The sequence below is a fragment of the Rhodococcus sp. HNM0569 genome, from assembly GCF_012726205.1.
Lineage (GTDB): Bacteria > Actinomycetota > Actinomycetes > Mycobacteriales > Mycobacteriaceae > Rhodococcus_F.
This window is the reverse complement of record NZ_JAASAE010000002.1, coordinates 229,483-256,479: the sequence shown is the minus strand read 5'-3', so window position 1 is coordinate 256,479 and position 26,997 is coordinate 229,483. Positions and strand designations below refer to the sequence as shown.

At 70.0% G+C, this 26,997-nt stretch carries 28 protein-coding genes and 2 pseudogenes; 19 read left to right on the top strand and 11 right to left on the bottom strand.

The window, feature by feature from the left end; all coding sequences use genetic code 11:
* The first annotated feature begins 78 nt into the window (after window positions 1-78).
* From HCA44_RS03570 to HCA44_RS03550, 5 genes are all read left to right on the top strand, one after another.
* The gene (locus HCA44_RS03570; protein WP_066903553.1) at window positions 79-366 is read left to right on the top strand and encodes an SHOCT domain-containing protein; all 288 of its coding nucleotides are present in this window, start codon (window positions 79-81) and stop codon (window positions 364-366) included.
* Window positions 359-1,876, top strand: coding sequence for a multicopper oxidase family protein (locus HCA44_RS03565; RefSeq protein ID WP_169647152.1), 1,518 nt, complete (start codon window positions 359-361; stop codon window positions 1,874-1,876). The genes HCA44_RS03570 and HCA44_RS03565 overlap by 8 nt, the downstream gene beginning before the upstream one ends.
* 86 nt (window positions 1,877-1,962) lie before the next feature.
* Entirely contained in the window at window positions 1,963-2,628 is a 666-nt protein-coding gene (locus HCA44_RS03560) for a DUF305 domain-containing protein (protein WP_169647151.1), read from the top strand.
* Between the two features lie 52 nt (window positions 2,629-2,680).
* A complete protein-coding gene (locus tag HCA44_RS03555; RefSeq protein ID WP_169647150.1) occupies window positions 2,681-4,846 on the top strand; it encodes a copper-translocating P-type ATPase in 2,166 nt (721 codons plus the stop codon).
* A 39-nt stretch (window positions 4,847-4,885) separates the two neighbouring features.
* Window positions 4,886-5,725, top strand: coding sequence for a F510_1955 family glycosylhydrolase (locus HCA44_RS03550; protein WP_064063736.1), 840 nt, complete (start codon window positions 4,886-4,888; stop codon window positions 5,723-5,725).
* Window positions 5,726-5,798: 73 nt separating this feature from the next.
* Here the strand turns inward: HCA44_RS03550 and HCA44_RS03545 are convergent, their stop codons facing one another.
* Both HCA44_RS03545 and HCA44_RS03540 read right to left on the bottom strand, forming a co-directional pair.
* The gene (locus HCA44_RS03545) at window positions 5,799-6,110 is read right to left on the bottom strand and encodes a hypothetical protein (protein WP_064063798.1); all 312 of its coding nucleotides are present in this window, start codon (window positions 6,108-6,110) and stop codon (window positions 5,799-5,801) included.
* A gap of 17 nt (window positions 6,111-6,127) precedes the next feature.
* Complete coding sequence (locus tag HCA44_RS03540; RefSeq protein WP_206037692.1) at window positions 6,128-7,015, bottom strand: metalloregulator ArsR/SmtB family transcription factor; 888 nt, start codon at window positions 7,013-7,015, stop codon at window positions 6,128-6,130.
* Between the two features lie 100 nt (window positions 7,016-7,115).
* Between HCA44_RS03540 and HCA44_RS03535 the strand changes: the two genes are divergently transcribed.
* From HCA44_RS03535 to HCA44_RS03515, 5 genes and pseudogenes are all read left to right on the top strand, one after another.
* The gene (locus tag HCA44_RS03535; RefSeq protein WP_169647149.1) at window positions 7,116-8,456 is read left to right on the top strand and encodes an FAD-dependent oxidoreductase; all 1,341 of its coding nucleotides are present in this window, start codon (window positions 7,116-7,118) and stop codon (window positions 8,454-8,456) included.
* A gap of 5 nt (window positions 8,457-8,461) precedes the next feature.
* Window positions 8,462-9,696, top strand: a pseudogene (locus tag HCA44_RS03530) (MFS transporter).
* A complete protein-coding gene (locus HCA44_RS03525; protein ID WP_169647148.1) occupies window positions 9,693-10,769 on the top strand; it encodes an NAD(P)-binding domain-containing protein in 1,077 nt (358 codons plus the stop codon). Before HCA44_RS03530 ends, HCA44_RS03525 begins: the two are co-directional and overlap by 4 nt.
* 170 nt (window positions 10,770-10,939) lie before the next feature.
* The gene (locus HCA44_RS03520) at window positions 10,940-11,179 is read left to right on the top strand and encodes a hypothetical protein (RefSeq protein ID WP_226435577.1); all 240 of its coding nucleotides are present in this window, start codon (window positions 10,940-10,942) and stop codon (window positions 11,177-11,179) included.
* Window positions 11,180-11,422: 243 nt separating this feature from the next.
* Window positions 11,423-11,962, top strand: a complete 540-nt coding sequence (locus HCA44_RS03515) for a DinB family protein (RefSeq protein ID WP_059384781.1) — start codon at window positions 11,423-11,425, stop codon at window positions 11,960-11,962.
* A 180-nt stretch (window positions 11,963-12,142) separates the two neighbouring features.
* Here HCA44_RS03515 and HCA44_RS03510 read toward each other — a convergent pair whose 3' ends face one another.
* The 5 genes and pseudogenes from HCA44_RS03510 to HCA44_RS03495 all read right to left on the bottom strand — a co-directional run bounded on the left by HCA44_RS03510 (window position 12,143) and on the right by HCA44_RS03495 (window position 16,203).
* Window positions 12,143-12,904 carry a transposase gene (locus HCA44_RS03510; RefSeq protein ID WP_240945268.1) on the bottom strand — a complete coding sequence of 254 codons (762 nt, stop codon included), beginning with the start codon at window positions 12,902-12,904 and terminating at the stop codon, window positions 12,143-12,145.
* A pseudogene (locus HCA44_RS21240) lies at window positions 12,904-12,975 on the bottom strand (helix-turn-helix domain-containing protein); the annotation flags it as partial. The gene HCA44_RS03510 and the pseudogene HCA44_RS21240, both read right to left, overlap by 1 nt.
* An 84-nt stretch (window positions 12,976-13,059) precedes the next feature.
* Window positions 13,060-14,277: a M20 family metallopeptidase gene (locus HCA44_RS03505; protein WP_169647349.1), complete on the bottom strand. Its 1,218-nt coding sequence runs from the start codon at window positions 14,275-14,277 to the stop codon at window positions 13,060-13,062.
* A complete protein-coding gene (locus HCA44_RS03500) occupies window positions 14,277-15,467 on the bottom strand; it encodes a M20 family metallopeptidase (RefSeq protein ID WP_169647147.1) in 1,191 nt (396 codons plus the stop codon). Before HCA44_RS03500 ends, HCA44_RS03505 begins: the two co-directional genes overlap by 1 nt.
* A 37-nt stretch (window positions 15,468-15,504) precedes the next feature.
* Window positions 15,505-16,203 (bottom strand): enoyl-CoA hydratase-related protein, encoded by a 699-nt coding sequence (locus tag HCA44_RS03495; RefSeq protein WP_169647146.1) that lies wholly within the window; start codon window positions 16,201-16,203, stop codon window positions 15,505-15,507.
* A 20-nt stretch (window positions 16,204-16,223) separates the two neighbouring features.
* Here HCA44_RS03495 and HCA44_RS03490 point away from each other — a divergent pair, with 20 nt between their 5' ends.
* Window positions 16,224-17,072, top strand: coding sequence for a purine-nucleoside phosphorylase (locus tag HCA44_RS03490; protein WP_169647145.1), 849 nt, complete (start codon window positions 16,224-16,226; stop codon window positions 17,070-17,072).
* Window positions 17,069-18,676, top strand: coding sequence for a phospho-sugar mutase (locus HCA44_RS03485; RefSeq protein ID WP_169647144.1), 1,608 nt, complete (start codon window positions 17,069-17,071; stop codon window positions 18,674-18,676). The genes HCA44_RS03490 and HCA44_RS03485 overlap by 4 nt, the downstream gene beginning before the upstream one ends.
* 57 nt (window positions 18,677-18,733) lie before the next feature.
* Here the strand turns inward: HCA44_RS03485 and upp are convergent, their stop codons facing one another.
* Entirely contained in the window at window positions 18,734-19,357 is a 624-nt protein-coding gene (gene upp / locus HCA44_RS03480) for a uracil phosphoribosyltransferase (protein WP_169647143.1), read from the bottom strand.
* Window positions 19,358-19,503: 146 nt separating this feature from the next.
* Here upp and HCA44_RS03475 point away from each other — a divergent pair, with 146 nt between their 5' ends.
* The 5 genes from HCA44_RS03475 to HCA44_RS03455 all read left to right on the top strand — a co-directional run bounded on the left by HCA44_RS03475 (window position 19,504) and on the right by HCA44_RS03455 (window position 23,014).
* Window positions 19,504-19,818 carry a type VII secretion target gene (locus tag HCA44_RS03475; protein ID WP_169647142.1) on the top strand — a complete coding sequence of 105 codons (315 nt, stop codon included), beginning with the start codon at window positions 19,504-19,506 and terminating at the stop codon, window positions 19,816-19,818.
* Window positions 19,815-20,951, top strand: coding sequence for a C40 family peptidase (locus HCA44_RS03470; protein ID WP_169647141.1), 1,137 nt, complete (start codon window positions 19,815-19,817; stop codon window positions 20,949-20,951). The genes HCA44_RS03475 and HCA44_RS03470 overlap by 4 nt, the downstream gene beginning before the upstream one ends.
* Window positions 20,952-20,969: 18 nt before the next feature.
* Window positions 20,970-21,314, top strand: coding sequence for a hypothetical protein (locus HCA44_RS03465; RefSeq protein WP_169647140.1), 345 nt, complete (start codon window positions 20,970-20,972; stop codon window positions 21,312-21,314).
* Window positions 21,311-21,628 carry a YbaB/EbfC family nucleoid-associated protein gene (locus tag HCA44_RS03460; protein ID WP_169647139.1) on the top strand — a complete coding sequence of 106 codons (318 nt, stop codon included), beginning with the start codon at window positions 21,311-21,313 and terminating at the stop codon, window positions 21,626-21,628. Before HCA44_RS03465 ends, HCA44_RS03460 begins: the two co-directional genes overlap by 4 nt.
* Window positions 21,629-21,712: 84 nt before the next feature.
* Window positions 21,713-23,014 carry a primosomal protein gene (locus tag HCA44_RS03455; RefSeq protein WP_169647138.1) on the top strand — a complete coding sequence of 434 codons (1,302 nt, stop codon included), beginning with the start codon at window positions 21,713-21,715 and terminating at the stop codon, window positions 23,012-23,014.
* Between the two features lie 9 nt (window positions 23,015-23,023).
* On the opposite strand, the gene HCA44_RS03450 is transcribed toward HCA44_RS03455, so the two are convergent.
* The 3 genes from HCA44_RS03450 to HCA44_RS03440 are packed head-to-tail and all read right to left on the bottom strand — an operon-like array spanning window position 23,024 to window position 25,857.
* Complete coding sequence (locus HCA44_RS03450) at window positions 23,024-24,127, bottom strand: adenosine deaminase (protein WP_169647137.1); 1,104 nt, start codon at window positions 24,125-24,127, stop codon at window positions 23,024-23,026.
* A 28-nt stretch (window positions 24,128-24,155) separates the two neighbouring features.
* The gene (locus tag HCA44_RS03445) at window positions 24,156-25,460 is read right to left on the bottom strand and encodes a thymidine phosphorylase (RefSeq protein ID WP_169647136.1); all 1,305 of its coding nucleotides are present in this window, start codon (window positions 25,458-25,460) and stop codon (window positions 24,156-24,158) included.
* The gene (locus HCA44_RS03440; protein WP_346764577.1) at window positions 25,453-25,857 is read right to left on the bottom strand and encodes a cytidine deaminase; all 405 of its coding nucleotides are present in this window, start codon (window positions 25,855-25,857) and stop codon (window positions 25,453-25,455) included. Before HCA44_RS03440 ends, HCA44_RS03445 begins: the two co-directional genes overlap by 8 nt.
* A gap of 270 nt (window positions 25,858-26,127) precedes the next feature.
* Here HCA44_RS03440 and sdhC point away from each other — a divergent pair, with 270 nt between their 5' ends.
* Together sdhC and HCA44_RS03430 are read left to right on the top strand one after the other, a co-directional pair.
* Window positions 26,128-26,532, top strand: a complete 405-nt coding sequence (gene sdhC / locus HCA44_RS03435) for a succinate dehydrogenase, cytochrome b556 subunit (protein WP_169647134.1) — start codon at window positions 26,128-26,130, stop codon at window positions 26,530-26,532.
* 1 nt (window position 26,533) lies between these two features.
* Window positions 26,534-26,989 (top strand): succinate dehydrogenase hydrophobic membrane anchor subunit, encoded by a 456-nt coding sequence (locus tag HCA44_RS03430; RefSeq protein ID WP_169647133.1) that lies wholly within the window; start codon window positions 26,534-26,536, stop codon window positions 26,987-26,989.
* The last annotated feature ends 8 nt before the right edge of the window (window positions 26,990-26,997 follow it).

The window sequence follows — 26,997 nt, the reverse complement described above, 5'->3', positions numbered from 1 at the left end:
AAATCTTCATACGACCTCCACAGGAATCAGGGGGTACACGCGTCAGGCTTGAGACACCAACGGAGAAAGGAGGCGATCATGATGGGCTGGGCAGGAGAGCTGACCTGGACCGGATGGATCGTCATGGCCGTGTGCATGTTCGCGTTCTGGGCGGTGGTGCTCTACCTGGTGGCCATGATGTTCCGCACCGACCGTGCGAACGGGCCCGGCCGCACCCTCGAGGAGTCCGATCCGCTTCAGCTGCTCGAGGCGCGGTTCGCTCGCGGTGACATCGACTCCGATGAATTCGTGGCCCGTCGGCAGGTGCTGATGCACCCCGGCGACACCACGTCGGTCGAGCACCGGCAGGGGCAGGTTCATGGCTGAGCTGGGCCGTCGATCCTTCCTTCTCGGATCAATACTTGCCGGGGCCGGAGTCCTGATGGCGTGTTCCGGGTCGGGCTCACCGACCGGCGCCCCCGTGCAGGCCTCGTCGACTGCGGTGCGCCGTCTCGAACAGCAACGCCGCATCCCGGGTCAGCAGGTGGTCTCGGCGCGGTTGACGCCGCGTCCGGTCCAGGTGGACCTGGGCGGGCGCATCGTCTCGACCTGGGGATACGACGACACTCTGCCCGGTCCGCTGATCCGGGCCCGCGCCGGGGATCTGCTGCGGGTGGAGGTCGCCAACCAGCTGCCGGCGCAGACGAGTGTGCACTGGCACGGGCTGGCGTTGAGCAACGACATGGACGGTGTGCCCGGGCTGACCCAGGATCCCATCGCGGCCGGGGCCCGGTTCGATTACGAGTTCACCGTTCCGGATTCGGGTACCTACTTCTATCATTCGCATTCCGGGCTGCAGCTCGACCGCGGCCTGTACGGCGCCCTGATCATCGACGACCCGAACGAGCCCGGCGACTACGACCACGACTGGATCGTGGTGCTCGACGACTGGCTCGACGGCACCGGCCGCACCCCCGACGATGTGGCCCGCGACCTCGGCATCGGCGCCACCGGTGAGGGTGGCGACGCCCCGATGGGCGGGATGAACCACGGCGCCATGGGCGGTATGGACGGTATGGATATGGGGGAGGAATCGATGCTCTCCCCGCTGCTCGGCGGCGCCGGGGACGTGAGCTATCCGCTTTTCCTGGTCGGCGGGCGTGTACCGGAAGACCCGATGGTGTTCACCGCGAGACCCGGGCAGCGGGCACGGATCAGGTTCATCAACGCCGGCGCGGACACCGCCTTCCGCGTCGCGCTCGGTGGGCACCGGATGACCGTCACCCACACCGACGGCTTCCCCGTCGTGCCGCAGGATACCGATGCGCTGCTGCTCGGGATGGGTGAGCGTGTCGACGTGCTCGTCACTCTCGGCGATGGCGTATTCCCGTTGTTCGCCCAGGCGGAAGGTAAGACCGGGCACGGGCAGGCCCTGGTGCGTACCGCTGCCGGCGCGCTGCCCGCCCAGTCGAGGCCCGGCGAGCTGGACCGGCAGGTGCTGCTCGGCACCGACCTGGCACCTCGGGAGTATGTGCGCCTGGCCGAGAAGGAGCACGATGTGTATCACAGCGTGGACATGGGCGGGACCATGTCGCCGTACCGGTGGACTCTCAACGGCCGCGCCCACCCCGACATCCCGCCGTTGAACGTGGCCGAAGGGCAGCGGGTGCGGATGCGGATGCGCAACATGTCGGACATGTTCCATCCGATGCACCTGCACGGACACACCTTCGCGCTCACCGACACCGGCCTGCGCAAGGACACCGTCACGATCGGGCCGATGCGCACCGTCGAGATCGAATTCGACGCCGACAATCCGGGCCAGTGGGCGCTGCACTGCCACAACGCGTATCACCAGGAAGCGGGAATGATGACCACCGTGTCCTATCTGGCCTAGTGGCCGCACCGGACGGGCCGTTCCCGGTCGGTGCCGGTTCTCACTGTTCCTGTCCTAGTGACCGTTTCGAGAAAGGACCACATCCCATGAACAACACGAAGATTCTCGCCGTCGGCGCCACCGCCCTGGCGGTGGTGTTCGCCGCGGCTGCGTGCAGCGACACCGGGACCGACACCGACACCACCGTCGCGACCGCGCCCGCCACGACCTCGGCCACCACGTCCGCCGCAGACGAGGCCGCGGCGCACAACGACGCCGATGTGATGTTCGCGCAGATGATGCTGCCGCACCACAGTCAGGCCATCGAGATGAGCGACATGCTGCTGGCCAAGCAGGACATTCCCGCGGACGTGACCGCCCTGGCCGAGCAGATCAAGGCCGCTCAGGGCCCGGAGATCGCGCAGCTCGAGTCCTGGCTCGAGCAGTGGGGCGAGCCCACCGAGATGCCCGAGACCGGCAACAACGACATGCCCGGCATGGACATGGACGAGGGCATGGACGGTATGGAGGGGATGGAGATGGAGGGGATGATGAGCGAGGAGGACATGCAGGCGCTGTCCGAGGCGCAGGGCGCCGACGCCGCTCGCCTGTTCCTCGAGCAGATGATCGCCCACCATGAAGGCGCGGTCGACATGGCGCAGACCGAGATCGAGGACGGACAGTTCCCCGACGCGGTGGAGATGGCCCGCACCATCGTCGACACGCAGCAGCAGGAGATCGAGACCATGCGGCAGCTGCTGACCACCCTGTAACCGGGCGCCGCCCGGTTCCTCTCGGCCCGTTCGCCATCCCAGGAGGCTTTCGATGTCGCACCCGCAGCACGGACACCCCCACCCGGACCCGTCGCCCGCCGGACACAATGACGGCGCCGAGGTTCAGAGCCCGCCACCCGACGAGCATGATGCGCACGCCGGGCACGGCGAGCACCTCGCCCACGTCGGGCCGGGTGAGCACACCGGGCGCGATCGGCATGCCGGGCACGGGGCACACGGGGAGATGTTCCGCCGCCGGTTCTGGGTGTCGCTGGTGCTGGCGATACCGGTGGTGTTCTTCAGCCACATGGTCGCCGACCTGCTCGGCTACACCATGCCGGACTTCCCCGGCGCCATGTGGATTCCCCCGGTGCTGGGCACGGTGATCTTCGTCTACGGCGGCATGCCGTTCCTCACCGGCGGCTGGGCCGAACTCCGCTCCCGCCGGCCCGGGATGATGCTGCTGATCGCCATGGCGATCAGCGTCGCGTTCCTCGCGTCCTGGGTCACCACCTTGGGTCTCGGCGGATTCGATCTGGACTTCTGGTGGGAACTGGCGCTGCTGATCGTGATCATGCTGCTCGGGCATTGGCTCGAAATGCGGGCCCTGGGCTCGGCGTCGGGTGCCCTCGACGCGCTCGCCGCGATGCTGCCGGACACGGCCGAGAAGATCACCGAGACCGGCACCGCCGACGTGCCCTTGTCGGATCTGGCGCTCGGGGATCTGGTGCTGGTGCGTGCCGGGGCGCGGGTGCCCGCCGACGGCACTGTCACCGACGGCCGTGCCGAGGTCGACGAATCGATGATCACCGGCGAATCCAAGGCCGTGACCCGGCAGGTGGGCGACACGGTGGTCGCCGGGACCGTCGCGACCGACAGCGCGCTGCGGGTGCGGATCACCGCGGTCGGCGAGAACACTGCCTTGGCCGGTATCCAGCGGATGGTCGCCGACGCCCAGGCCTCCTCGTCCCGGGCCCAGGCGCTGGCGGACAAGGCCGCGGCGTTCCTGTTCTACTTCGCCACCCTCGCCGGCATCCTCACCTTCGGGGTCTGGACGCTGCTCGTCGGTAGCGTCGACGAAGCGGTGGTCCGCACTGTCACCGTGCTCGTCATCGCCTGCCCCCACGCTCTCGGGTTGGCGATCCCGCTGGTGATCGCGATTTCCACCGAACGCGCCGCCAGATCCGGGGTGCTGGTCAAAGACCGGCTCGCGCTCGAACGCATGCGCACCGTCGACGTGGTCCTGTTCGACAAGACCGGCACCTTGACCCAGGGCCGGCATCAGGTCACCGGCGTCGCCGCCGCCCATCAGGTCACCGACGAGCATTTGCTGGCGCTGGCGGCGGCGGTCGAAGCCGACAGTGAGCACCCCGTGGCGCGGGCTATCGTCGCCGCCGCCGAGACGCGTGTCCCGGCAGGCGAGCGGATCGCCGCCACCGATTTCCGGTCGCTGCCCGGCCGCGGGGTGCGTGCGCTTGTCGACGGCGCCGAAATCACTGTCGGCGGCCCGGCGATGCTGGCCGATCTGCGGTTGTCGGTGCCCGCCGACGTCACCGCCGCGGCCCAGCAGTGGGTGGCGCGCGGAGCGTCGGTGCTGCACGTCGCCGAAGGGGACCGGGTGCTTGGCGCGGTCGCGCTCGAAGACGCCGTGCGCGAGGAATCGCGTCAGGCCATCGATGCCCTGCACGCCCGTGGGGTCAAGGTCGCCATGATCACCGGCGACGCCCGGCAGGTCGCCGACGCGGTGGCCGCCGACCTCGGGATCGACGAGGTGTTCGCCGAGGTGCTGCCCGAGCACAAGGACGCCAAGGTCACCGAACTACAGAATCGCGGGCACAAGGTTGCGATGGTCGGGGACGGGGTCAACGACGCCCCCGCATTGGCCCGCGCCGATGTCGGTGTCGCGATCGGTGCCGGCACCGATGTGGCCATCGAATCCGCCGGGGTCGTGCTGGCGGCGAACGATCCGCGGGCGGTGCTGTCGATCATCGCACTCTCGCATGCCAGCTACCGCAAGATGTGGCAGAACCTGGTGTGGGCCACCGGCTACAACGTCATCGCCGTGCCACTGGCCGCCGGGGTGCTGGCCTTCGCCGGGGTTGCGATCTCCCCCGCGGTCGCCGCGATCCTCATGTCCGTCTCGACCATCGTCGTGGCGCTCAACGCCCAACTGTTGCGCCGCCTCGACCTCGACCCCACCCGTCTGGCTCGTACCTGAACCGCCGTCCGATCGATCCGAAACGAGTTCCTTCTTCTCATGTCGAGTTTTTCCCTGCGCCGGTGGGCGCGTGTCCTGGTGCCTGTTGCTGCGGTGGCTGTGCTCGCCGGCTGTGCGACCGGTGAACAATCCACCACGACCACCGAGCCGGCGGCGGTCTCGGAGGTGCCCGGCGTCGCGTTGGAACCGGCCCTCGATCATCTGCACGGTCTGCACCTCGATTCCGGCGGTGTGGTGCTGGCCGGTACCCACACCGGCCTCGTCGAGATCGCCGACAACGGGCGCACCACCCGCGTCGGCGTCTCCGACGACGACTTCATGGGACTGACCGGGGCGCCGGGCACCGACCGTCTGTTCGCCTCCGGGCATCCGGGGGCGTCGAGTTCGGCGCCGAATCCGCTGGGGCTGATCGACAGCACTGATGGCGGCCACACCTGGATACCCAAATCCTTGAGCGGCGAGGTGGATTTTCACGCCTTGGCCACCGACGGTGAGCTGCTGGTCGGCTTCGACGGCGTCACCGGATTGCTGACCTCCACCGACGGCGGCAGCAGCTGGACCGCGGGCGCCCCGGTGGCCGCGGCCGCCCTCGCCGTCACCGACGCCGGGGTGTGGGCGACCACTACCGCCGGGTTGCAGCACAGCATCGACGGCGGGCTCACCTTCGCCGTGGTGCCGGACGCCCCACCGCTGGCGTTGCTGTCCGCGGCGCCGGATGGCTCGTTGTGGGGTATCGACACCGCCGGCACCGCGTGGCGTAGCCGCACCGGCCAGGCTTGGGAGCCACGCGCGGTGCTCGGGCCGGTCGAGGCAGTGCTGGCCGTCGACTTCGACACCGCCTACGCCGCGACCGCCCAGATGCTCTATCCGCTGAACTGACCCCGGAGGAGCATGCTCACTCCGCGACGGTGAACCCTCGAGTCGACTCGAAGGTCAAGCCGATACCCGGTCTCTACCGGTGTTCGGCCTGCCGCAGCACGGTGATCAGATCGGCGGTGCTCGGGACACCCCCGTGCCCGTCGGCGGTGCGGTAGACGCGGCACGTCAACCCGACGCCCTCGGTGGGGCCGAACGGATCGGTCCCGTCGATGCGGATGGTCGGGGATCCGGGGAAGGCGACGCGCTCGGCGGCCTCCGGGGTCTCGATACGGCGCAGCCGGATCGGGGTACCGGCGTTGCCGGTCGCTGCCAGGGCCTCGGCGAGGCGGTCGCGCATCAGCTCCCAGTTCGGGCAGCCGTCGAAGTACGGCAGTTCGATGTCCATCCCCACCCGATTCGCTCTCACTCGTTCCCGGCGGCGGGAACGGCCTCGGAGCGGCGTTCGAGCAGCACGGTGTCGCGCCAGATGCCGTCGAGCCGGCCGATGCGTTCGCGCACCCCCACGGTGCGGAAACCCGCCGAATGGTGCAGCGCCAGGCTGGCCCGGTTCTCCGGGAAAATCGAGGTCTGCAGCGTCCACAACCCGGCCTGATCGGCGGCGATGACCTGGGTGCGCAACAGGGCCTTGCCGACGCCGCGCCCGCGCATGCCGTCGCCGACATACACCGAATTCTCGGCCACCCCGCGATAGCACTCGCGGTTCGACACCGGGCTCAACGCTGCCCAGCCGACCACTTCACCGTCGATCTCGGCGACCCAGCGATGCTCGGGCAACCACTGGCTCTCGAGGTGGTCGCGGCTGGGGACCTCGGTGGTGAACGTCGCGGCGCCGGTGGCGATGCCGTCGGCGTAGATGCGGCGCACCGCCTCCCAGTCACCGCCTGCGAGTGGGCGCACGGCCACGTCGGCCGGGACATCCTCGGGGCAGCACGGGCGGGCGGTGAGCACCCCCATGACCGCGTCGGCGGCACTGGGCAGGTCGCTGCAGCAGCTCGGGTTGACCCGCACCACGGTGCTGGTGCCGTGTTTGCCGGTGGTGACGAAGCCGACGTCGGCGAGTTTGCGGACGTGATGGGAGATGGTGGGCTGGCCGATTCCGAGTCTGTCGGCGAGCTCGCCGACGGTGATGCCGGACGGATGGGCGGCGACGTGGTGCAGCAGCCGCACCCGCGTGGGTTCGGCCAGGCAGGCGAACCATCCGGCGTAGGTGGCCGCGTCCTGCGGGCTCAGGGCGTCGAGGTCCACCTCCGCGCCGGGGGTCACCGTGATCGGTAGGCCGAGTGCTGTCATACCCCCACTGTATCGATCGGCATCGATGGTTGCATACATCGATGCCCGTCGATACTCTGACAGCAGCTTAGATCGATACCCATCGATGAAAGGATCTGTCATGAGCGAGTTGCCCATCGTCGTCATCGGAGCCGGACCGATCGGCCTGTCCGCCGCCGCCCACCTACGCGAACGCGGACTCGAACCGCTGGTACTCGAACGCGGCAACCTCGCCGGAGCCGCCGTCGCACAGTGGCACAACGTCCGCACCTTCTCCCGCTGGGCCGAACTGATCGACCCCGCCGCCCGCCGCCTCCTCGACACCACCGGCTGGACCGCCCCCGACGACGACGCCTACCCCACCGGCCAAGACTGGACCGGGCAGTACCTGACCCCACTGGCGGATGCCCTCGGCGACGCAGTCCGCCTCGACCACGAGGTCGTCGGCATCGCCCGCCGCGGCCGCGACCGCATCGTCGACGCCGGCCGCGACACCGAACCCCTGTCGGTGCACCTCCGCCACCGCGACGGCACCGAAACCCGCCTGCTCGCCCGCGCCGTCCTCGACGCCTCCGGCACCTGGGCCACCCCCAACCCGCTCGGCGGCGAAGGCCTGCCCGCCCTCGGTGAACGCGCCGCAGCCGAGAAGATCACCTACCGCGTCCCCGACCTGGACGACGACGCGGTGCGCACCCGCTACGCCGGACGGCACACCGTCATCGCCGGCAGCGGCCACTCGGCACTCAACGCAATCGTGGCGCTGGCAGAGCTCACCCGCACCGACCCCGGCACCCGCCTGACCTGGGCGGTGCGCCGCGGCGAGGTCGGCGCCGCGTTCGGCGGCGGCCAGGACGACCAGCTGCCCGCCCGCGGCGCCCTGGGACTGCGCGCCAAGAAGGCCGTCGACGACGGGCTGCTCACCGTGGTCACCGGGTTCCGCACCGCCGCCGTCGAACCCGCCACCGACGGTCAGGTCGTCATGGTGTCCGATACCGGCGCCCGCCTCGAGGCGGTCGACGAGGTCATCGCCTCGACCGGCTTCCGGCCGGACCTGTCGTGGCTCTCGGAAATCCGTCTCGACCTCGACCCGGTGCTGCAGGCCCCGACCGCACTCGCCCCGCTGATCGACCCGAACGTGCACTCCTGTGGCACCGTCTACCCGCACGGCGTCGCCGAGCTCACCCACCCCGAACCCGGCTTCTATGTGGTCGGGATGAAGAGCTACGGTCGGGCCCCGACGTTCCTGGCGATGACCGGCTACGAGCAGGTCCGCAGCATCGCCGCCGCCCTCGCCGGTGATCATGATGCCGCCGCCCGCGTCGAGCTGACCCTGCCCGAGACCGGAGTGTGCGGCGGCGCCGGAGTGTTCGACGACCCCGCCGCCGACACCGCCGACGCGGGTGGGTGCTGCGGCCCCGCGGAGCCGGCGTTGGTCACCCTCTCCGCCCGCGCCGGCGGATAACGCCGGTGACCGACACCTCGATCCGCCCGCAGCCCGGTGCCCTCACCGGGGCCGGGCTGCGGCGGGTGCTGGCGGTGCTGTGCCTGACCGAGATCACCAGCTGGGGCATCCTGTACTACGCGTTCCCGGTCCTGTCGGTCTCGATCTCTGCCGAGACCGGCTGGTCGCCCACGGCGATCACCGCGGCGTTCTCGCTCGGTCAGCTCGCCACCGCGCTCGCGGGTATCCCGGTCGGGCGCATCCTCGACCGGGTCGGACCGCGCACGATCATGACCGCCGGCTCGGTCCTCGCCGTCCCCGCGCTGGTCCTGATCGCGCTCGCCCCCACGCTGCCGGTGTTCTACGCCGGGTGGCTGCTGGCCGGCACCGCGATGGGCGCGGTGCTCTACCCACCGGCGTTCGCCGCGCTGACCCGCTGGTACGGCGACCGCTCCGTGCACGCCCTGATGATCCTGACCCTCGCCGCGGGCCTGGCCAGCACCATCTTCGCCCCGTTGACCTCCGCAGTGGATCAGCAGTCGGACTGGCGCACCACCTACCTGATCCTCGCGGCGATCCTCGCCGCGATCACCATCCCCGGACACTGGTGGGGACTATGCGGATCCTGGCCCGCCGCGACCCCACCGGCGAACGGCGCGGCCCTGGGGCACCGGGAGATCGCCCGCAGCCCCGCGTTCCTCGCACTGGTGGGCGCGTCGGCTCTCGGTGCGTTCACCGCCTTCGCCGGGTCTTCAATCTGGTGCCGTTGCTGCTCGAACAGGGCTTCTCCCCGTCGGTGGCGGCGGTGACGCTCGGGCTCGGCGGCGCCGGACAGGTCCTCGGCCGCCTCGGCTATCTGACCCTGGTCGCCCGTACCAGCGTCCGCAGCCGCATCGTGGTGATCCTGGCCGGCACCGCGGCAACCACCGCGCTGCTCGGGGCGGTGACCACGGCCGCGGCGTTGATCGGCGCGGCGATCGGCGCGGGACTGGTGCGCGGATTGTTCACCTTGATCCAGGCCACCGCCATCACCGACCGGTGGGGCTCGACCCACTACGGGCGCCTCGGCGGGCTGATGTCCGCCCCGATCGTCCTGGTCATGGCGTTGGCGCCGTGGGCGGGAACCGCCCTGGCCGGCGCGACCGGCAGCTACGCCACCGCCTACCTCGTCCTCGCGGTCGTCGCCGCGCTCGCCGCACTCCTGGCGATCGCGTCCGTGCCGCGGCTGACCCCCACCGACACCCTCGAAGGAACACCATGACCGACTATGACGCTCTCGTCGTCGGCGGTGGCCAGTCCGGCCTCGCCGCCGCCCACGCCCTGTCTGCTCGCGGCCTGCGCACCGGGCTGCTCGAAGCCGGCGACGAGCCGGTCGGGGCCTGGCCGCACTACTACGACAGCCTGACCCTGTTCTCCCCGGCGAAATACAGCGCCCTGCCCGGCCTGGCGTTTCCGGGCGCCCCGGACCGCTATCCGCGGCGCGACGAGGTGATCGAGTATCTGCGCCGCTACGCCGCCGGACTCGACGTCGACATTGTGACCGGCTCCCGCGTCGAGACCGTCACCTGCGAGCGGGGCGTCTACACCGCCCACACCGCTGTCGGCGGCAGTGTCACCGCGCCGATTCTGATCGCGGCCACCGGCTATCTCGGGTCCCCGAATATCCCACCGCTGCCGGGGCTGGACACGTTCGGCGGCACGGTGCTGCACACCGGCGACTACCGCGACCCCGCTGCACTCACGGGCCAGAACGTGGTGGTGGTCGGTGCCGGTAACTCGGCGGTGCAGATCGCCACCGAACTCGCCGAGGTCGCTACTGTGACTCTGGCCAGCCGCCGACCGCCGAAGTTCCTGCCGCAGCGGATCTTCGGCCGTGATGTGCACTTCTGGCTCACGGTCACCGGAGTCGACCGCGCCCCCTTGGGGCCGTGGCTGCCTGCGTCGCCGACCCAGCAGGTCCTCGATACCGGCCGCTACCGGCGTGCCCTGGCCAGCGGCAACCCGCAGCCGCGGCCGCTGTTCACCGGCCTCGACGACCGCCGGGTGTTCTGGCCCGACGGCGCCGCCACCACCGCCGACACCGTGCTGTTGGGTACCGGTTATCGCCCGCACCTGCCCTATCTGACCGGTCTCGGCGCTCTCGACGAGACGGGCCGGCCCCGGCACCGGCAGGGTCTCTCCACCACTCATCTGGGGCTGGGGTATGTCGGTCTCGAATGGCAGCGCAGCCTGTCGTCGGCGTCGTTGCGCGGGGTCGGCCGCGACGCCGGCCGGGTCGCCGATCGTGTGGTCGCCGCCGCCCGGTCCCGCCGCGCACTGCCTATCCGTCCCTGACCGGCGCTGCGTCCATAGATGTTCACGGAAACGGTGACACCATGGACGGCACACCGCCCGTCCCCTCGGGGGCGGGTTTACCTATCTCTCGTGCGATCCGTCGCCGATTCGAGACGGTGGGCGGCATGTCTGCCGCCGCATGCCCGCATCCGCGTTTACCATCTGTCTCAATGAGAACCCGCGTCGTCGAACGGGTTCCGGCCGACACGACCGCGGGAGCGGCGCTGATGGACATGGACGAACAGTTGCACCAGCTGGCGTGGCAACTCCAGCACAACGGACACGACTGGAGTGAAGTCGCCGCCGAGCTCGGCTGCGACGAAACCGTCGCCCGGGCCATGGCCGACCGATACCTCGCCGACTCCGAGACTCGAGCACAGAAGGACCAATTCTCGCTGTTCGATCTCTGAGCGGCGCACGTCATCCCGCGCTGCTGCTGTTACGCCAGCCGTCCGGCGGTCACGACACGGCGATCCGCGCCGCGCCACTGCGGCAGGTACGTCCGACGTGGCATCCGAGGGTCGACGGGGGCGCTATATCGATTCGCGACATGAGACTGAATTCGGCCGGCAGTTGTGGAGGCCGCCCGGGAGGGGGAAGTCTGGTATCGACGGCCATCGAGTGCCGTCGGCTCCCTGGACAGGTGGTGGATCATGGGCCATTCCGAGCGGGTGGACAGGGCCGCTATCGCCGGCGAGCTCGAACGCACCCGTGTGCATCTGCACCGGCTCCTCGCCGACGCTTCCGACACCTCGTTGCGGAGTCGATCGGCGGGGACGCGGTGGACCAACGAGCAACTGTTGTTCCACATGGTCTTCGGGTACATGGTGGTGGCGGCGCTGCTGCCCTTGGTGCGGATGGTCAGCCGGCTGCCCGCCGGAGTGGAGCGTCGATTCGCCCAGGTCCTCGATGCCGGTACGCGGCCTTTTGACGTGGTGAATTACTACGGTTCATGCGCTGCAGCCCTGGTGTTTGACCGGAACCGGATGGGCACGAAAGCCGACCGGGTCATCGGTGCGCTGAGCCGCCGACTGCAACGCGAATCGGAGCAGGCGTTGGGACGGGGAATGTTCTTCCCGGTGCGCTGGGACCCGTTCTTCACCGATTACATGACCATTGGTGAGCTGTACCGATATCCCGTCAGACATTTCGATTTCCACGAACGACAGCTCACTCTCGATCGTCCGCATTGAGTCAGAACTCAGGCTTCGAGGCAGCAGACTCTTCGATTCGGTTCTCGCGGCTTGGGCACAGGACCGAAACATCGTCCGGGATGCCTGAGGATTCCGACAAGATCGTGAGAATCCCTGACTGACACGAAATTGGAAAGCCGCAGGCCCGTGCGCCGCACTACTGACACCTCCGGCGGGAACCTACACCAGGTCCTCGACATACACCGCATGGTTGTCGCGGATGATCGCCGTGGACTGCTGGTGCACGAAGTTGCGACGCGAATCGGCAACCCGGGCGTGTGCCCGAGCGACCTTCCACCGGGCCTTGGCCCGATTCCTGCTGCCCTTCTCCTTGCGGGAAAGGTTCTGCTGCGCCTTGCGGAGCGTGCGCTCCGCACGCCGCAGAAACCTCGGCGACTCGACGACCCTCCCGTCCGAGAAGACGGCGAACGTGGCGAGCCCCAAGTCGATACCGACCTCGACATCGACCTCCGCCAGTGGAGCCTGGTCGACCTCGACGACGAACGAGGCGAAAGACCGGCCCGCAGAGTCCTTGATGATCGTCACCGACGACGGCACCGACGGCAGATCCCTCGACCACGCCACCTTCAGCTCGCCGATCTTCGCGATGTAGAGCTTCCGGTTCCGGCGGATCGAGAAGCCGTTGCGGGTGAGCCGGATCGCCTGCCGGTTGTCCTTGCGGGACTTGAATCGCGGAGGGCCGAGTTTGCGTCCCTTCCGCTTCCCGGACAGGGAAGCGAACCAGTTCTTGCAGGCCGTCGCCGAGTCGCGCACCGACTGCACCAGTGCCACCGACGCCACGTCGGCGAGCCATTCGCGTTCGGGCTGTTCTTGGCGTTGGTGACGACCCGCTTCTGAACCTCGGTGTCGCTGATCTTCATCCCAGCGGCGAACGCGTCCTGGCGGGCACGCAGTGCATCGTTGAATACCACCCGCGCACATCCGAACGACCGAGCCAGCGCGTTCTGCTGGCCGGGCGTCGGATAGACACGGTACTGATACCGAAGCTGCACAGCAGGACCATAGCCACTACCACCGACATGATTGAGGCACCAACCCGGCCCTGAAGGACCGGGCTTGCGCGCTACCTTGTCCGGTCACCCGCGGCCGACTCCGCCGTCGGTGAGGCCACCGTCCGCGAGGGCTCGCTCGTCGAGCACCAGATTGCAGAACACCCGCACGCCCACCGCGAGGGCGCGTTCGTCGAGGTCGAATGTGGGCTGGTGGATGTCGAGCTGTGGGCCGCGGCCCGTCCACACGCCCAGCCGTGCCATCGCGCCGGGCACTTCTTCGAGGTACCACGAGAAGTCCTCGCCGCCGCCCGACTGCGGTGTGTCCGACAGCGCGCCCGGTCCCAGCGCGCGCGCCGCGTCCTCGAACATGCGCGTCGACACGTCGTCGTTGACCACCGGTGGCACACCGCGGCGATATTCGAGGGTGTAGCTCACGCCGGTGGGGGCGAGCAGCCCGTCGACGATCTCGCGCACGAGCGGCTCGAGCAGGCCCCACGTCTCGTGGTCGCCGGTGCGCACGGTGCCGGTCATCATGCCGGTCTGCGGGATCGCATTCGCGGCCTGCCCCGCGCTGACCGCTCCCCACACCATCACGGTGCCGGTGCGCGGGTCGATGCGGCGGCTGAGCATGCCGGGCAGACCAGTGATGACCGTGCCCATCGCATAGACGAGGTCGGTGGTCAGGTGCGGACGCGAGGTGTGTCCTCCCGGCGAGTCGAGCACGAGTTGCACGGTGTCGGCCGCCGACGTGATGGCACCGAGCCGCACGCCGACCTTGCCCACCTCGATACGCGGATCACAGTGCATCGCAAAGATTCTCGACACGCCCTCCAGGCGGCCCGCCTCGACGACGCGGCGCGCGCCGCCCGGCATGACCTCCTCGGCGGGCTGGAAGATCAGCCGCACGCCGACCGGCAACTCGGGCAGCTCCGCCAGTGCGAGCGCGGTGCCCAGCAGCACGGTGGTGTGCGCGTCGTGCCCGCACGAGTGCGACACGCCCGCGACGGTGGAGGCGTAGGACGCGCCGGTGAGCTCCTGCAGCGGCAGCGCGTCGATGTCCGCGCGCAGCGCCAAGCGCGGCCCACCGGTGGGGCCGAGGTCGCACGTCAATCCGGTGCCCGTGGGCAGCACGACGGGTTCGAGCCCCGCGTCGGTGAGCGTGCTCGCCACGAACTCGGTGGTCGCGTACTCCCGGAATGCCAGTTCGGGGTTGGCGTGCAGGTGCCTGCGCCACCGCGACAGCTCGTCGGTGTGTGCCTCCACCCACTTGTCGACGCGGGCTTGCTTGTCGACGGCCGAGATCACCGGTACTGCCTCCCTTCGCTGCGCGCGGCGCGGCGTTCGACGCCCTCGCGCAACCGAGTGCGTTCACCGTCGTCGCACGCGGCCCGTAACGCGGTGCGCGCCATCGCGACCGCGCCGTCGTGGATCGCGCGATCGGCCGACGGCGTGATGCACGCGGCGGCGAACTCGGGCTGGTGCGTCACGGCACCCTGCGACTCGATACCGACGATCGGATGGATGCCGGGCAGCACGTGGGTGACATTGCCCATGTCGGTGCTGCCGAACGGCCGCCGGGCCTCCCACTCGATCGGGATCGGCGCACGCCCGCACCGCACGATCTCCTCACGGTACGCCGCGACGAGCCACGGATCGGGCGTGAGCTCGGTGTAGCTGGGCGAGACCGTGCGCACCGCGTGCGTGCAGCCCGTCGCGAGCGCGCCCGCCGCGAAGCACGCCTGCGCCTTGTCCTCGAGATCGCGCAGCGACGCCTCCGACCGTGCGCGCAGGTAGTACAGCATCTCGGTGTGCGCCGGCACGATGTTCGGCACCGCTCCCCCGTCGCTCACGATGCCGTGGATCTGCTGATCGCCGGTGAGATGCTGACGCAGCAGACCGACCGCGACCTGCGCGACGGTCGCCGCGTCGGCGGCATTGCGGCCGTACTCGGGTGCGGCCGACGCGTGCGACTCGCGGCCCGCGAAGGTGACCGCGACGTCGGCGAGGGCGAGCGACGTCGCGCCCGCGATGTCCTCCGGCCCCGGGTGCACCATGAACGCGGCGCCGAGGGTGTCGAACACCCCGCGGTCGAGCATCAGGACCTTGCCGCCACCGGTCTCCTCCGCGGGCGTGCCCACGACCCGCACCGTGATCCCCGCGTCGGGTGCCGCTGCCGCGAGGGCGATGCCCGCACCGACCGCGGCCGCCGCGATGATGTTGTGCCCGCACGCGTGCCCGATGCCGGGCAGCGCGTCGTACTCGGCGAAGAATGCGAGCTCGAGATCGCCGTCGCCGAAGCGGGCGTCGAACGCCGTGGGCAGCCCGGCGATGCCGGTCGTGACGTCGAAACCGTGCTCACGCAGCAGCGACGTGATCTTCGCGGCGCTCCGCGTTTCCTCGAACGCGAGTTCCGGCTCGGCGTGCAGCGAGTGCGACAGGCCCGTGAGGTCGGTGGCGACGGCTCCGACGGCAGCGGCGATGTCGAGGTTCACTCGACCAGTGTCGCACCCGGCCGGGGTGCCGGTCGGGTCAGCCGAACGAGAAGTTGTCGGGCCCGGTCTCGACGGCCAGCGCCGCCAGCACCTCGGGATGAATACTCCGCTTGATGCCCGACAGATTGGGCCCGCGGGTACCCGCGAGCGCGCCCGCTCGTGCGATCGCGTCGCTCAGTACGGCCGATTCGTCGACTGTCGCGTCCACGATGCCCGCCGCCAGCGCGTCGGCACCACCGTAACGGCGCGCCGACACCATCGCCTCGAGCGCGGTCTGCTTGGGCAACCGGCCGTTGACCAGCGCGGCCATCCCCACGGTGAACGGCATGTTCAGCTTGACCTCGGGAAGCGACCAGAAGCCGCGGTCGCCGCGCATGACCCGGAAGTCGTGGGCCAGCGTGAGCATCGCGCCCGCGCCGAAAGCATGCCCCTGTACGGCCGCGACCGTCGGCATCGGGAAGGTGAGCAGTCGCGTGTAGATCGCGTGCACGCGGTCGAGATAGCCGGGCAGCTCGGCCACATGGCCGAAGATCCAGTCCGTGTCGAGACCGTTGGTGTAGAACTTGCCGGTCGCCGCCGTCACGAGTGCCGCCGGCCCCTCGGACGACTCGACCTCGTCGAGCAGCGCCTGGACACGGTCGATCCAGTCCGGATGGAAGCGGTTCTCGTTGTCGGTCTCGCCTTCGTTGCCGAGGTACAGGACGAAGACGTCACCTTCACGGTGCAGATACGGCATGGGTGGAAGACTATCGCCCCATGAACAGCCCGCTTTCCGCTCCCCTGCCCGATCGACACGACTCGTCCGAGAGCGGGTCCGAGCCTGCTCGCGCCGCGGCGGAGGCGGCCCGCGTGATCTCGGCGGCGACCGGCAAGCCGCGGCACACGGTCGCCGTCGTCCTCGGGTCCGGCTGGCAGGACGCCGCGGACGCCTTCGGCGAGCCCGACGCGACGGTGCCCATGGCAGGGCTTCCGGGCTTCGCGCCACCCACGGCACGCGGCCACGCGGGCACGATCCGCTCGGTGCACGTCGGCGACCACGACGTGCTGCTGCTGCTCGGCCGCACCCACGCGTACGAGGGACATGCTCTCGCACGCGTCGTGCACCCTGTGCGGTCGGCGACCGCGGCGGGCGCGCAGACCGTGATCCTCACCAATGCGGCGGGCGGTATCGCGCCCGATCTCGTCGTCGGGCAGCCCGTCCTCGTCTCCGATCACCTCAACCTCACGGCGCGCTCGCCGCTCACGGGCGCCGAGTTCGTCGATCTCGTCGACGCGTACAGCCCGATGCTGCGTGCGCACGCCCAGCGCATCGATCCGACGCTCACCGAGGGCGTGTACGCGGGACTGCCGGGGCCGCACTACGAGACGCCCGCGGAGATCCGGATGCTCCGCACACTCGGCGCCGACCTCGTCGGCATGTCGACGGTGCACGAGACGATCGCGGCGCGAGCACTCGGCGCCGACGTCCTGGCCGTCTCGCTGGTGACGAATCTCGCGGCGGGCATCACCGGCGAGCACCTCGACCACCGCGAGGTGCTCGCCGCCGGACGTGCCTCCGCCACGCGCATGGGCACGCTGCTGCGCGACGTCGTCGCTGCCCTGTGAACGCCGCCGACGTCGCGGCGTGGATCGACGGCGACCCCGATCCCGGCACCCGCGCCGAACTGCGCGCGCTGACGGGCGACGCACTCGCCGAACGGTTCGCCGGGCACCTCACGTTCGGCACGGCCGGGCTGCGCGGACCCGTCCGCGCCGGGCCCAACGGCATGAATGTCGCCGTCGTCACCCGCGCGACGGCCGGGCTCGCCGCCTGGCTGGCCGATCGCTGTCTGGGCGGCGGCACCGTCGTCGTGGGCCGCGACGCGCGGCACGGATCCGAGGCGTTCGCGCGCGCGGCCGCCGAGGTGCTCAGCGCTGCGGGATTCGTGGTCGTGCTGTTGCCCCGGCCGCTGCCGACCCCGCTCGTCGCGTTTACGGTGCGCAGGCTGCGCGCCGTCGCGGGTGTCCAGATCACCGCGTCGCACAATCCTGCGGGCGACAACGGGTACAAGGTGTACCTGTCGGGCGGGGCGCAGGTCGTCGCGCCCGCCGACACCGAGATCGAGGCAGCGATCGCGCGCGTCGGGCCCGCCGCCGCGGTGCCGCGCACCGCCGTCGAGGCCACGGGCGACGAGCTGGTCGAGCAGTACCTCGACCGCGTCGCGCGCCTGCCCAGGCAGCGCAGGCGCGACGTGCGGATCGCGCTCACCCCGCTGCACGGTGTCGGCGGGGAGACCGCGCTCGCCGCGCTGCACCGCGCGGGCTTCGACGACGTGCACGTCGTCGAAGCGCAGTACGCACCGGACCCCGACTTCCCGACGGCGCCGTTCCCCAATCCCGAGGAAGCGGGGACGACCGACGCGCTGCTCGCGCTCGCCGCCGAGGTCGACGCCGATCTCGCGGTGGCTCTCGATCCCGACGCGGACCGGTGCGCGCTCGGTGTGCGCGACCGCGAGGGGTGGCGCATGCTCACGGGAGACGAGGCGGGTGTGCTGCTCGCCGACCATGTGCTCGCGTACGCCGCCGCAGACCCGCTGGTCGCCACGACGATCGTCTCGTCGACTCTGCTCGGCGAGATCGCCGCGGCCCACGGCGCCCGCTACGCCCGCACGTTGACGGGCTTCAAATGGCTCACCCGCGCGGGCGACGGCCTCGTCTACGCCTACGAGGAGGCACTCGGCATCTGCGCCGACCCGGACGCGGTGCGCGACAAGGACGGCATGTCGGCTGCCGTCGTCGCAGCGGATCTCGTCGCGGCGCTCGCGGCCGAGGGCCGCACTCTGCCGGATCGGCTCGACGACTTCGCCGTCGAGCACGGCGTGCACGTGGGCGGGCAGCTGTCCCACCGGGTCGACCGGCTCGGGGAGATCGCCGACACGATGGCGTCGTTGCGCGCCGACCCGCCGCGCGAGCTCGCAGGCGTGCCGGTCGAGGTGACCGACCTGCAGCAGGTGCGCGGCGCGCTACGGACCGATGCGGTGATCCTCGCGGGCCGCGACCGTGCGGGCGGCGTGCGTGTGGTGGTGCGGCCGTCGGGCACCGAACCGAAGCTCAAGTGCTATCTCGAGGTGACCGAACCCGTGCCCGGCATCGAGGCGCTCGCGCGGGTACGGGCCTCCGCCCACGAGCGTCTCGGGCGCGTGCGCGCCGACTGCGCCGCCCTCCTGTGAGCACTTTGCGAGTCCAGGCACTCCTGTTTCACGCACGGGTCGGCTGTCACGCACGGGTCAGCGCGGGCCGAACTGCCGATCGCCCGCGTCGCCGAGACCCGGCACGATGTAGGCGTTCTCGTCGAGTCCGTCGTCGATCGACGCCGCCACGAGCCGCACCGGATGCCCACTCGAGGCGAGCGCCTCGACGCCCTGCGGCGCGGCGACCACGCACACCGCCGTGATGTCGCGCGCACCGCGCGCCACCAGCAGGTCGATCGTGTGCACCATCGAGCCCCCGGTGGCGAGCATCGGGTCGAGCACGTACACGGGCAGCTGCGAGAGATCCTCGGGCAGCGACTCGAGATACGGCACCGGCTGATGAGTGCGCTCGTCGCGCGCGATGCCGACGAAGCCGACGCGCGACTGCGGGATCAGCGACGACGCCTGCTCGACCATGCCGAGGCCCGCACGCAGCACCGGCACCAGCAGCGGCGGGTTCGCGAGCTCGTAGCCGTCGGTGGTCGCGAGCGGGGTCCGGACGTCGAAACGAGTGAGCGGCGCCTCGCGCATCGCCTCGTACACCAGCAGGTGGGTCAGGCTGCGCAGCGCGGCGCGGAATGTGGCGTTGTCGTGGCGCTCGTCCCGCATCGTGGTGAGGAGGCTCGCGGCGAGCGGATGGTCGACAACCTGAGTGATCATGTCCCGAGGATATAAGGGGCAGGGAACCGGCTCGTCGTCCGTGACGTCGAATAGAGTGTCAGCACACACTCGTCCGTGCGGGGGTTTCGACGGAGCACGGGCGAGCATCGGAACACTCGGGATTCTGAAAACAGGGGGGTATCGGCATGGAACAGCTTCACGTCGAGCTCGACAGCGTGGCCGGTTTCGCGGCCACCACCGCAGCGATGGCCGCGCAGATGCAGGCGGCGGCCACCGCCGCCGCGGCGGGCGCCGAGCTGCTCGGGCCCGCGTTCGGCCTCATCGGCGGCGACTTCCTCGCCGCCTTCGCCACCGTGCAGGGCGCTCACATCGCGTCGATCGAGAAGCTCGCGCTCGTCTACGGGGGCATCAGTGCCGCTGCGGCGTCGAGCGCCGCGGGCTACGCGGACACCGACACCGCAACCGGCGCCGGCTTCGCGGGCACCGAGGTGCGCGCATGATCGACGCACTCGCAGCCCCCATCCTGCAACTGCTCGGCTCGTTCGGCAGCGGCGTCATGCCCACCGGCGGACCGTCCGACGCGCTCACCGCGTCGTCGGCCGCGATCGACGCGGTGCACGACACCGGGCGCACCGGCGTCAGCAGCGTCTACGGGGCATGGCAGGGCGACGCGGGCACCGGCGCCCTCGTCAAGACCGAGGAAGCGCAACGTGCCGCGGCGCACGCGTCCGACCGCGGCAACGACATCGCCGTCGTCCTCGCCGACGCGTCCGAGATCGTGCGGGCGGGAACGGCCGAACTGCAGGCGATCCTGCGGTCCTTCGTCGACCTCGCGGTCGCGGCCGGTCCGGTGCTGTTCACTCCTGCCGGACAGGCAATGCTCGTCGCCGCCGCACTCGACCATCTCTCGCGGGCCACTGCGGTCGTCACGCGCGTACGCGGCGAGCTGAGCGAGCAGACCGCGAAGATGACCGCGCTCGCCCCGGCCGACGCAGGCCCCGAGGCACCCACCGACAGCGCACCCGCCACGACGGCGCCCGCGGCATCCACCACCGCCGCGTCCGCAGCGCCCGCTCTGCAGAACGTCGCCGCTCCGCTCACACAGGCCGCGTCGTCGCTCGGGTCGAGTGGCACGTCGTCGATGTCCGGACTCTTCGGCGCCTCGTCGTCGCGTTCCTCGCTGTCCGGGCCGTCGCGTTCGGCGGCAGGCACGTCCACCGATCCGCGGAGCACCGGAGAGGGGGTCGAGCTCACGCTGCCCGACGGCAGCACCGCGGTCGCGCCCAACAAGGAGGCTGCCGAGGCGGTGCGCAATGCGCTCTCTCAGCAGGGTGTCCCGTACGTGTGGGGCGGCACGTCGCCCGGCGAGGGCCTCGACTGCAGCGGACTCACGCAGTGGGCCTACGGCGAAGCCGGCGTCGGCCTGCCGCGCCTGGCGCAGGAACAGAACGTGGGCGTTCCGGTCGACCAGAGCGAGCTCATGCCCGGCGATCTCGCGGTGTGGGACGGTCACGTTGCGATGGTCATCGGGAACGGCCAGCTCGTGGAGGCAGGCGACCCCGTACAAACCGGCCCCATCCGAACCTCCAACAGCGGTATGGCCTTCAAGGGCTTCTACCGTCCCACCGAATAGTCACCACAGGAGCGCATCGTGTTCCCTCCCCCGCCCCCAGGACCTGCGGCCACCACCGCGATCAGCAACCGGTCCGGCACCGTCGCCGTCCGCACCACCGAGCAGGGTCTGCCGGTCGAACTGCGCCTCGACCCGCGCGAGCTGCGGTACGGCGGTCGCAGGCTCGCCGACGAGATCCTCGAACTGTGCAAGCGGTCCGCGATGGAAGCGGGTGCGCGCCGCCGCGAGGCCCTCGAACGCGACGGCATGCGCACCGACATCCTCGACCAGATGGGCTTGCCCACGCGCGCACAGGTCGCCGAAGCTCAACGCGCACAGGACGAGGAAGAGCCCGAACCGACGAGTTGGATGAGGCCCGTATGAGCACCCCGGACGGCCGCACGGTCGACGACATCGTGAACCGCGCCCACGACCAGATTGCACTGCTCGAGGACACTCTGGCCGGGCTCGACGGCATCCGGGTCCGCGTCGACAGCGAGGGCGGCGAGGTCACCGCGGAGGTCGACGGCAACGGCGCACTCACCGGCCTGTGGATGGACGACGCGATCACCCGGCTCGACGCCCGCGCGGTCGAAGCCCTCGTGGTGTCCACGGCGGCCGAGGCCGCGCGCCAGGCCACCGAGCGGCGCACGAAGATCATGGCGGCCCTCGAGAACGGTTTCGAACGCCGAGCCTGACGCGGCCGCGCCGGCGCCGGCGCTTGAGGGCACGCTTCACCGGTCCGGGTACAAGAATTCACGTCGGGTGGATAGGCTCGCGCCATGGCTGGAGACATCGTCCCGATCGAACTGGGTCTCACCGACGGCGACTTCACAACGTTGTGGGCGCCGCGCTGGCGTGAAGGCGACGACGAGTGGGAAGCGTTCCTCGGACACGACGACGATCTCTACGGTTTCGAATCGGTCGCCGAGCTCGCCGCGTTCGTCCGCACGAACGACGACAACGACCTCGTCGACCATCCCGCGTGGAAGCAGCTGTCCGCGCTGTCGGCCGTCGAGTTCGAGCCCGACGACAACCACCGTTACGACATCGTCGGTGTTCCCGAACTCGCGGCCGGCGATCCGGACGACCAGACGATCGCCGAACTCGGCGACACCCTGGAGATGGTCCGCACGATCGGCGAGGTGTGCGAGCTCGACTCGGTCACCAAGTTCTTCAATGCCAACCTGTACCTGGGTGCGCTGGGCTCGGGGCCGGACATCTTCGAGGGCCGCGACGGCGAGGACCTGTGGTTGCGTATCGGCGCCGCCATCGCGAAGGGCTGGGACGGCGTCCTCGACGCGGTCGACGAGATCGTCACCGCCCCGGCAGTCGACGCGTCCGCCGTCGAGGTGGCGGAGGCCGAACTGGTGGCGGCGGCGCAGAACACCGTCGATGCCGACGACGACGCCGAGATCGACGACGAGGAATACGAGCCGCTCGATCTCGATTCGCCCGACGACGCCGACACCGAGTTCTCCGACGAGGAGGACACCGACGACACGGACGACACCGAGTACGACGAGGCCGACGAGACCTTCTGGACGTCGGTGGGTGTCGACCCGATCAAGATCATCACGACGAGCGCCACGTGGTACACGCTGCGCTGTTATCTCGGCGACGACGCGGTGTTCCTCGGCCGCGCGGGCACGATCTTCGTGTTCTCGTCCGAGCGTGGGCTCGCCCGGTATCTCGCCGACAACCACGAGCACGCTCTCGCGAAGGTGAGCACGTACGACGAGATCCAGGTGGCCGCGGTCGACGGTTCGCTCGACGTCGAGGTCACCGACGACAATGTGTACGTGCTGCCGGGCCTGGCCGACGATCTCGCCGAGGGGCCGGCCGCGGTGGACCGCGACCAGCTGGACCTTGCGGTCGAATTGTTCACCGATGCAGCCGATTTCGCGGGAGACGACACCGTCGACATCGCGCTCGCGTCGTCCACTCCCCTCGGCTGGTACGTGTCGTACCTGCTCGAACCGGACCGCGGCCGGATGGCACCGAGCGCGCCCTTCACCGAGGAGACCGAGGCGTGGCGCGAGCTCGAGCACGGCTTCGAGGCGCGACTGCAGAACGCCGAGTGAGCCGGCCGGTCAACCGATCAGCACGGCGTAGCCGGGCTTGACCACGTCGTCGATCAGCGCGAGCCGCTGGTCGAACGGCAGGAATGCGGACTTCATCGCGTTGATCGTGAACCGTTCGAGATCGCTCCAGCCGTAGCCGAAGGTCTGCACGAGACGGTCCATCTCGCGCGTCATCGTCGTGTCGCTCATGAGCCGGTTGTCGGTGTTGACGGTGACACGGAAACGCAGCCGCGCCAGCAGGTCGAAGGGGTGCTGCTCGAGAGAGTCGACGGCACCGGTCTGCACATTCGAACTCGGGCACAGTTCGAGCGGAATTCGCTTGTCCCGCACGTAGTTCGCGAGACGACCCAATGTCGCGGTGCCGTCGGGTCCGACCTGGATGTCGTCGGTGATGCGTACACCGTGGCCGAGTCGGTCGGTGCCGCAGAACGCGACCGCCTCGTGGATCGACGGCAGGCCGAACGCCTCGCCCGCGTGGATCGTGAAGTGCGCGTTGGCGTCGCGCATGTACTCGAACGCGTCGAGATGGCGGCTCGGTGGGTTGCCCGCCTCGGCGCCCGCGATGTCGAAGCCGACCACCCCGCGATCGCGGAAGCGGACGGCGAGCTCCGCGATCTCGCGCGACCGTGCGGCGTGCCGCATCGCCGTCAGCAGCACACCGACGCGGATCCGCCGGCCCGACGCCTGCACCTCGGATTCGCCCGCCCGCATGCCGGCGAGTACGGCGTCGACGACGTCGTCGAGGCTGAGCCCGCGCTCGAGATGCTGCTCCGGCGCGAACCGCACCTCTGCGTACACGACGCCGTCGGCGGCGAGGTCGACCGCGCATTCGCGCGCGACGCGACTCAGCCCATCCGGCGTCTGCATGACGGCGACCGTGTGCTCGAAGGTCTCGAGATAGCGCTCGAGCGAACCGCTGTCGGCGGCGTCGCGGAACCACCGCGCGAGCGCGTCGGCATCGTCCGCGGGCAGCCGGTCGTACCCGCACTCGCGTGCGAGCTCGAGGACCGTGGCGGGACGCAGCCCGCCGTCCAGATGGTCGTGCAGCAAGACCTTGGGCGCCTGCCGCAACTCCGGCAGGACAGGTGCAGAGGAGTGGGCGAGTTCCGTCATGAGGAGACGTTAGCCCCTGGCCCTCCGATCAGCCGGCTGCCTCGCCGATCCGCTCGAGGACCAAGGGGCGCGTGACGGGGCGTGCGTCTTCCTCTGTCCGGCCCACCGCGAACGCGTCCGCGAGCGCGGCCCGCGCGGCCTCGAAGCGCTCGGGGGTGTCCGTGTGCAGAGTCGCGAGCGGCGCACCCGCCGCGACACGATCGCCTCGGCGCACGTGCAGTTCGACGCCCGCCGACGCCTGCACCTGCTCGCCCTGCACGGCGCGGCCCGCTCCGAGCCGCCACGCCGCGATCCCCACCGCCCGCGCGTCGACACGGTGGACGATCCCGGCACCGGCACTGCGGACGGTGTCGGTGTGTGCCGCGGCGGGCAGCGGCGCGTCCGGGTCGCCGCCCTGCGCGGCGATCATCGCGCGCCACCGATCCATCGCCGCCCCGGACGCCAGCACGTCCGCGGGGTCGACTCCGTCCAGGCCGACGGCGGCGACCATCTCCCGGGCGAGTGCCAGCGTGAGTTCGACGACATCGGGCGGCCCGGCACCCGCGAGGACGTCGAGCGCTTCGCGCACCTCGAGCGCGTTGCCCGCGGTGCACCCCAGCGGCTCGTCCATCGCCGTGAGCAGCGCGGTGGTGCGCACACCGGCGTCGGTGCCGAGCGCAACCATCGTGCGGGCGAGCGCTCGTGCGTCGTCGACGTCGGTCATGAACGCGCCGGAGCCGACCTTGACGTCGAGCACGAGCGCGCCGGTGCCCTCGGCGATCTTCTTGCTCATGATCGAGCTCGCGATGAGCGGTATCGATTCGACGGTTCCGGTGACGTCGCGCAGCGCGTACAGCTTCTTGTCGGCGGGTGCGAGGCCCGACCCGGCGGCACACACGACGGCTCCGACCGCGGGATCGGCGAGGATGCGGTCGATCTCGGCGTTGTCGAGGTCCGCGCGCCAGCCGGGTATCGATTCGAGCTTGTCGAGCGTGCCGCCCGTGTGCCCGAGCCCGCGACCGGACAGTTGCGGTACCGCCGCGCCACACGCGGCGACCAGCGGGGTGAGCGGCAGCGTGATCTTGTCGCCGACGCCACCGGTGGAGTGCTTGTCGACCGTGGGCCTGGGCAGATGCGTGAAGTCGAGACGCGTGCCGGACGCGATCATCGCGTGTGTCCAGCGCGACACCTCCGGCCGCGTCATGCCGCGGAAGTACACGGCCATCGCCAACGCGGCCATCTGCTCGTCGGCGACCTCGCCCCGCGTGTAGGCGTCGATCACCCAGTCGATCTGCGCCGAGGTGAGCTCGTGGCCGTCGCGTTTGCTCGCGATGACCGACACGGCGTCAGGCACGGCCGATCCGATCTCGTTCGGCGGGGCCGAAGGCGTCGGGCAGAAGCTGCGACAGCGGACGCGGCCCGTCGGGGTGGTCGACGAGCAGACCGGGACCGCCGTGCTCGAACAACAGCTGTCGGCAGCGCCCACACGGCAGGAGAACGGTGCCGTCGCCGTCGCAGCACGCGAAGGCCGTCAGACGGCCGCCACCAGAAGAAAACAAGTTACCGATGAGTACGCACTCCGCACACAAACCCAGGCCGTATGAGACATTTTCCACATTGCATCCGACGACGATCCGGCCGTCGTCGACCAGCGCCGCGGCGCCCACCGCGAAGCCGGAGTACGGCGCGTACGCGCGCGCCGACGTCGAATGTGCATTGTCGCGCAACGTTTTCCAGTCCGGTTCGCCCACGGTTTCCCATCCTGTCACGTCCGCTTCGTGTCGGCACGGCGTCACACGAGTCACATTTCGACATTTGGAAAGGCATACCTAACTCAAATGGCCCGAGCGGTACGAACTTCGGAGTGAATTAGTTCCCCGGAATCCGTTGGGTTTAGAGTTCTCGAAGGAGTCGATACAGGATCGAAGTCGGGTCACACACCTGCCCGGAGCGCCCACTGCTTGCCCCGAGCATTCCCAGGCTCGACCGTCCCACCGAAGACGTTGGAGGCACAGCACTCGATGACAACCACGGCTGAAGCCGCTCCTGCCAGGGAGCGCACCCGGTCGCTCTATCGGGGCGACCCCGGTATGTGGTCCTGGGTCCTGCACAGGATCACTGGCGTACTCACATTCTTCTTCCTGTTCGTACACGTCCTCGACACCGCCATGGTGCGTGTCAACCCGGACACCTACGACCGGGTCATCGACACCTACAAGAACCCGGTCGTGGGTCTCATGGAGATCGCCCTCGTGGCGGCCGTCCTCTACCACGCGCTCAACGGTCTGCGTGTCCTGCTCGTCGACTTCTGGTCGAAGGGACCCAAGTACCAGCGCCTGATGCTCTGGATCATCATCGCGGTGTGGTTCGTGGTCATGATCCCGGGTGCGGGTCGAATCTTCTACAACATGTTCGCGGGGCACTGACATGGCGACTACTTCCGGCAGCGAGGCCGTGAGCCTCGGCAAGACCTACGACCGCCCGGCCAGCCTGGACAACCCGCGTTCGCCGCGCCGTCAGTCCAAGAACAATTTCGAGCTGTACGCGTGGCTGTTCATGCGCTTCTCGGGCGTGGCACTCATCGTGCTCGTGCTCGGCCACCTGTTCATCATGCTGATGCTCGACGACGGCGTCCACCGCATCAACTTCGCGTTCGTGGCCGGCCGCTGGTCGAACCCGTTCTGGCAGGTGTGGGACCTCCTGATGCTGTGGCTCGCCCAGTTGCACGGCGGCAACGGCCTGCGCACGGTCATCGCCGACTACTCGCGCAAGGACTCGACGCGCTTCTGGCTCAACACCGTGCTGGTCGTCGCGATGATCCTCATCATGGGTCTCGGCACCTACGTCATCTTCACCTTCGACCCCAACATCGCCGCGAGCTAGGGGAGCAC